This window comes from Rhabdothermincola sp. (assembly GCF_036846205.1).
Taxonomy (GTDB): Bacteria; Actinomycetota; Acidimicrobiia; order Acidimicrobiales; family Acidimicrobilacustridaceae; genus Rhabdothermincola.
Window position 1 is genome coordinate 1 of sequence record NZ_DAIUCK010000109.1, and the last position, 4,236, is coordinate 4,236.

Genomic DNA, 4,236 nt, shown 5'->3' on the forward strand with positions numbered 1-4,236 from the left:
CACCATATCGGGTCGCCGCTGCGGGACCCGACCCGGACCGCCGGCGGTCAGCCGGCCCCCGCGAGAAGAGAGAGAACAACGTGGTCAAGCTCCGCCTCATGCGGATGGGCAAGAAGAAGCAGCCCACCTATCGCATCGTCGCCGCCGACAGCCGTTCGCCGCGCGACGGTCGTTTCATCGAGATCGTCGGTCACTACGACCCCCGCCGGGGCGAAGGAGGCCAGGCCACCGTGGTCGTCGACAACGACAAGGCGGTGGCATGGCTGCGCAAGGGCGCGCAGCCGACCGAGACCGTCGAGAAGCTGCTGAAGGTCTCCGGCGCGTGGGCCCAGTTCAAGGGTGAGGCGCCGGCCGCGACGGACACGGCGGCCGCGTCTTGAGCGAGGACCGGGTGGTCGACGCGCCCGGCGATCTCGACGACGAGATCGACGACGACGAGATCGACGGCAACCGGTTGCCGGCCGCGACCGCCCGTGCCGTGCTCGAGTACCTGGTGCGCCAGATCGTGGACGATCCGGACGCGGTGGAGGTCGAGATCGACGAGCGGGGCCGGCGTCCGACCCTCAACGTCCACGTCGCCCAGGGGGACATGGGCCGGGTGATCGGCAAGCGGGGCCGGGTCGCGCAGTCCATCCGCACCGTGGTCCGCGCCGCCGCGGCCCGCGGCGACGGCGTCGAGGTGGAGGTCGAGTTCGTCGACTGAACGGCGACTGCTCGCGGTGGGCCGGGTCGCGAAGAGCCACGGCCTGCGCGGTGAGGTGGTGGTGACGTTGACCACCACCGAGGTGGCCCGGGTGGCGGTCGGGTCCGTGCTCAGCGCAGCCGGTCGGGAGCTGGTCGTGTCGGCCTCCCGCCCCCACCAGAGCCGCTACATCGTGAAGTTCGAGGGGGTCGACAGCCGGGAGGAGGCCGATCGCCTCCGTGGGGCGCAGCTCGAAGCGGAAGCGCTCCCGAGCGATCCCGACGACCTGTGGGTGCACGAGCTGGTCGGGGCCGAGGTGGTGGAGGTCTCCGGCACGCCGCGGGGCATGGTGGAGGCGGTGCAGGCCAATCCGGCTGCCGACCTGCTGGTGCTGGACTCCGGTGCGCTGGTCCCGCTGACGTTCGTGGTGGGCTGGCGCGAGCCGGGCCGGATCCTGGTGATCGACCCGCCGGCGGGCCTGTTCGAGCTCTGAGCCGTGTGCCTCTGATCGTCTGAAGGAGACCGGGCGTGCGAATCGACGTGCTGACCATCTTCCCCGACATGGTGGAGGACTTCGCCCGCCGGAGCCTGCTGGGCAAGGCCCGCGAGCGGGGCCTGCTCGACGTACGGGTCCACGACCTGCGCTCGGTCACCACCGACCCCCACCGGTCGGTGGACGACACGCCCTTCGGCGGGGGAGCAGGGATGGTGCTCATGCCCGGGCCGATCTTCGAGACCGTCGAGGCCGTCGAGCCCCCGAGGCCACTGCTGCTGCTCGGCCCGGGCGGCCGGCGGCTCGACCAGCAGCTGGTGCGCGAGCTGGCCTCCCTGGAGGGGTTCTCGCTGCTGTGCGGGCGCTACGAGGGAGTCGATGAGCGGGTGCGGACTCATCTGGTCGACGGTGAGGTGTCGATCGGTGACTACGTGCTCGCGGGCGGTGAGGTGGCGGCGATGGTGGTGCTGGAGGCGGTGGGGCGGCTGGTGCCCGGGGTGATGGGCAACGTGGACTCCGCCGCCGAGGAGTCCTTCGCCGACGGGCTGCTCGAGTACCCCCAGTACACCAAGCCGGCCGACTACCGGGGGATGCAGGTGCCGGCCATCCTGCGCTCGGGTGACCACGGACAGATCGCCCGCTGGCGGCGGGCCATGGCCCTGCGGCGCACGCTGTCGGACCGGCCGGATCTCATCCTGGCCCGGGGTGGGCTCACCGACGAGGAGGAGTACCTGCTGCTCGAGTTTCCCGAGGAGTGAGCCGGCAACGCTTTGTGCCCCACCCCGGGGGGTGCCTATCCTTCGGAGTCCCCCTCCCAGGAGATCCCACCATGAGAGCCACCGACCTCGTCGACATGCGGAGCCTCCGCACCGACATCCCGGACTTCGCCCCCGGTGACACGCTGAAGGTGCACGTCCGGGTGGTCGAAGGGTCCCGGGAGCGGATCCAGGTCTTCCAGGGTGCGGTCATCCGCCGCCAGGGCGAGGGCGTGCGGGAGACGTTCACCGTTCGCAAGGTGAGCTTCGGCGTGGGGGTCGAGCGCACCTTCCCCGTGCATTCGCCGATCATCGCCAAGATCGAGGTCGTCAGCCGTGGCGACGTCCGCCGGGCCAAGCTCTACTACCTGCGTGACCGCGTCGGGAAGGCGGCCAAGATCAAAGAGAAGCGCGACTGACGCTTCGACGTCGTGGCCGTCCCGCGCCCTCGCGGGACTGGGGTGAACGGTGAGCACCGAGGATCTCGAGGACTACGAGTCCGAGCTCGAGCTGCAGCTCTACCGCGAGTACAAAGACGTCGTCCCGATGTTCCGCTACGTCGTGGAGACGGAGCGCCGGTTCTACCTCGCCAACGAGGTCACCCAGCAGGTCCACGGCGAGGGGCCACGCCTGTGGGTCGAGCTGGAGCTGCGCGACGCCTGGGTGTGGGACATGTACCGCCAGAACCGCTTCGTGTCCCACGTCCACGTCACGACCTTCAAGGACGTCAACGTCGAGGAGCTGCCCCGCGAGGACCTGCCGTGAGCCGGGCCCGGCAGGCGCTGGGCGCGCACGGCGAGGCCATGGCCGCCGCGTGGTACGAGCGCCACGGCTACACGGTGCTGGCCCGCAACTGGCGCTGTCGCGACGGTGAGCTCGACCTGATCGTGTGCCGGGGCCGCACGATCGTGTTCTGCGAGGTGAAGACCCGCTCGTCCTCCACGTTCGGGGTGCCGGCGGAGGCGGTCACGTACGAGAAGCGCCGCCGCATCCGCCACCTGGCGGCGAGATGGCTGGAGGAGGAGGCGCCGCTTCGGCCCCGTGAGATCCGCTTCGACGTGGTCTCGATTCTCGCCGGTCGTCTCGAGGTCCTCGAGGGGGCGTTCTGAGGCGGCTGATCATGGCGGTCATCGGGTCTGGAGCTCCACCGGCAGGTGGGTGGTGTCGGCGAAGCGGAGCAGGCTGAACGTGTGGCCCGAGCTGATGTCAACCGGCTGCAGCGTGCTGACCGACGCATGGAACGACACGAACCGCTCCCACTCCCAGGGCACCGGCTCGATGCCGAGCAGGTAGCCGAGGGAGACCGCGTTGGTGCCTCCGTGGGCCACCACCACGATCCGCCGCTCCGGCTCGCACAGCTTCCACAGCGGCGGATGCTCGGACAGGCGCAACACCCCGGCGCCGTCGAGCATCTCCTGGAGGCCACCCGTGACCCGGGCGTGGAAGTGGCGGAAGCTCTCCCCGCCGGGGATCCCTTCCCACTGCTCCTCCAAGGGGCGGCCCCGGTTCTCGCGGAAGGCTCGCTCGACCGCTTCGCTCGGCGTGCCCTGCCAGCGACCCATCGAGATCTCCGCCAGCCAGGGCAGGGTGGTGGGCTCGAGCCCCAAGGCGTCGGCGATCGGCTCGGCGGTCTGCTGCGCTCGCCGCAACGGGGAGACCAGGAGCTGATCGGCACGCAGCCCGCGCAGCGCCCGGCCGAGCAGCCGGGCCTGCTCGATCCCCCGATCGGTGAGTGCCGGGTCATCGACCGCGAGCCCGGCCTCGTCCCAGGCGGGCTCACCGTGGCGGATGAACAGCAGCTCCACGGCGGGCAGCATACGGTCGTCCCTGCCGGGTCGGCTCCGGGCCTGGCCACCGGGGCGGGGACCGCGGCGGGATCAGCGAGCGCGACCGGGACGCCGCCGGTGCCGGGCCTCCCAGCAGCCTCGGTGCCAGTGGCGGCGAAGGTCGGGCGCCTCGACGGGCACGGCCACCAGGTGGCCGGTGCGGGCCGGGATGTCCTGGTTACAGCCGGGGCACCGGTAGCGCTTCGTGGCCTGGTAGGGCTGCACCCGCCGTACCTGTACCACCTGCCCGTCGGCGTCGACGTCCTCCCACGTGCTCACGGCCCACTCCTGCCCGGTGCTCACCCGAACAGGGCCCAGGCCATGAGGAGTGCCACCACCACCAAGGCCGCGATGACCATGGCGTAGTCGGCGCCGGAGCTGCGCCGGCCGCGGAACGGGTTGAAGCCCACGACCCCAGTATCGTGCGCGCCCGCGGGTGATCGCACCCGCCGAGCTCGCGCCGGCGGCGCGACCGTCGGC

At 71.4% G+C, this 4,236-nt stretch carries 10 protein-coding genes; 7 read left to right on the forward strand and 3 right to left on the reverse strand.

Annotation, left to right across the window (positions count from 1 at the left end):
- The 7 genes from rpsP to V7004_RS13610 form a co-directional block, all read left to right on the forward strand.
- On the forward strand, positions 1–380 hold a 380-nt coding region (gene rpsP / locus V7004_RS13580), incomplete at its 5' end, for a 30S ribosomal protein S16 (protein WP_442968067.1).
- Complete coding sequence (locus V7004_RS13585; protein WP_334144637.1) at positions 377–703, forward strand: KH domain-containing protein; 327 nt, start codon at positions 377–379, stop codon at positions 701–703. The genes rpsP and V7004_RS13585, both read left to right, overlap by 4 nt.
- A 16-nt stretch (positions 704–719) precedes the next feature.
- The gene (gene rimM / locus V7004_RS13590) at positions 720–1,175 is read left to right on the forward strand and encodes a ribosome maturation factor RimM (RefSeq protein WP_334144639.1); all 456 of its coding nucleotides are present in this window, start codon (positions 720–722) and stop codon (positions 1,173–1,175) included.
- A 35-nt stretch (positions 1,176–1,210) separates the two neighbouring features.
- Entirely contained in the window at positions 1,211–1,933 is a 723-nt protein-coding gene (trmD, locus tag V7004_RS13595; protein ID WP_334144640.1) for a tRNA (guanosine(37)-N1)-methyltransferase TrmD, read from the forward strand.
- 71 nt (positions 1,934–2,004) lie between these two features.
- Complete coding sequence (gene rplS / locus V7004_RS13600) at positions 2,005–2,349, forward strand: 50S ribosomal protein L19 (RefSeq protein ID WP_334144642.1); 345 nt, start codon at positions 2,005–2,007, stop codon at positions 2,347–2,349.
- A 49-nt stretch (positions 2,350–2,398) separates the two neighbouring features.
- Positions 2,399–2,695, forward strand: a complete 297-nt coding sequence (locus V7004_RS13605; RefSeq protein ID WP_334144643.1) for a DUF2469 family protein — start codon at positions 2,399–2,401, stop codon at positions 2,693–2,695.
- Positions 2,692–3,039, forward strand: coding sequence for a YraN family protein (locus tag V7004_RS13610; RefSeq protein ID WP_334144644.1), 348 nt, complete (start codon positions 2,692–2,694; stop codon positions 3,037–3,039). The genes V7004_RS13605 and V7004_RS13610 overlap by 4 nt, the downstream gene beginning before the upstream one ends.
- Positions 3,040–3,057: 18 nt before the next feature.
- Here V7004_RS13610 and V7004_RS13615 read toward each other — a convergent pair whose 3' ends face one another.
- The 3 genes from V7004_RS13615 to V7004_RS13625 form a co-directional block, all read right to left on the reverse strand.
- A complete protein-coding gene (locus V7004_RS13615; RefSeq protein WP_334144645.1) occupies positions 3,058–3,735 on the reverse strand; it encodes a histidine phosphatase family protein in 678 nt (225 codons plus the stop codon).
- 72 nt (positions 3,736–3,807) lie between these two features.
- On the reverse strand, positions 3,808–4,035 hold the full coding sequence (locus tag V7004_RS13620; RefSeq protein WP_334144646.1) for a hypothetical protein: 228 nt from the start codon (positions 4,033–4,035) through the stop codon (positions 3,808–3,810).
- 20 nt (positions 4,036–4,055) lie between these two features.
- On the reverse strand, positions 4,056–4,236 hold a 181-nt coding region (locus V7004_RS13625; RefSeq protein ID WP_334144647.1), incomplete at its 5' end, for a hypothetical protein.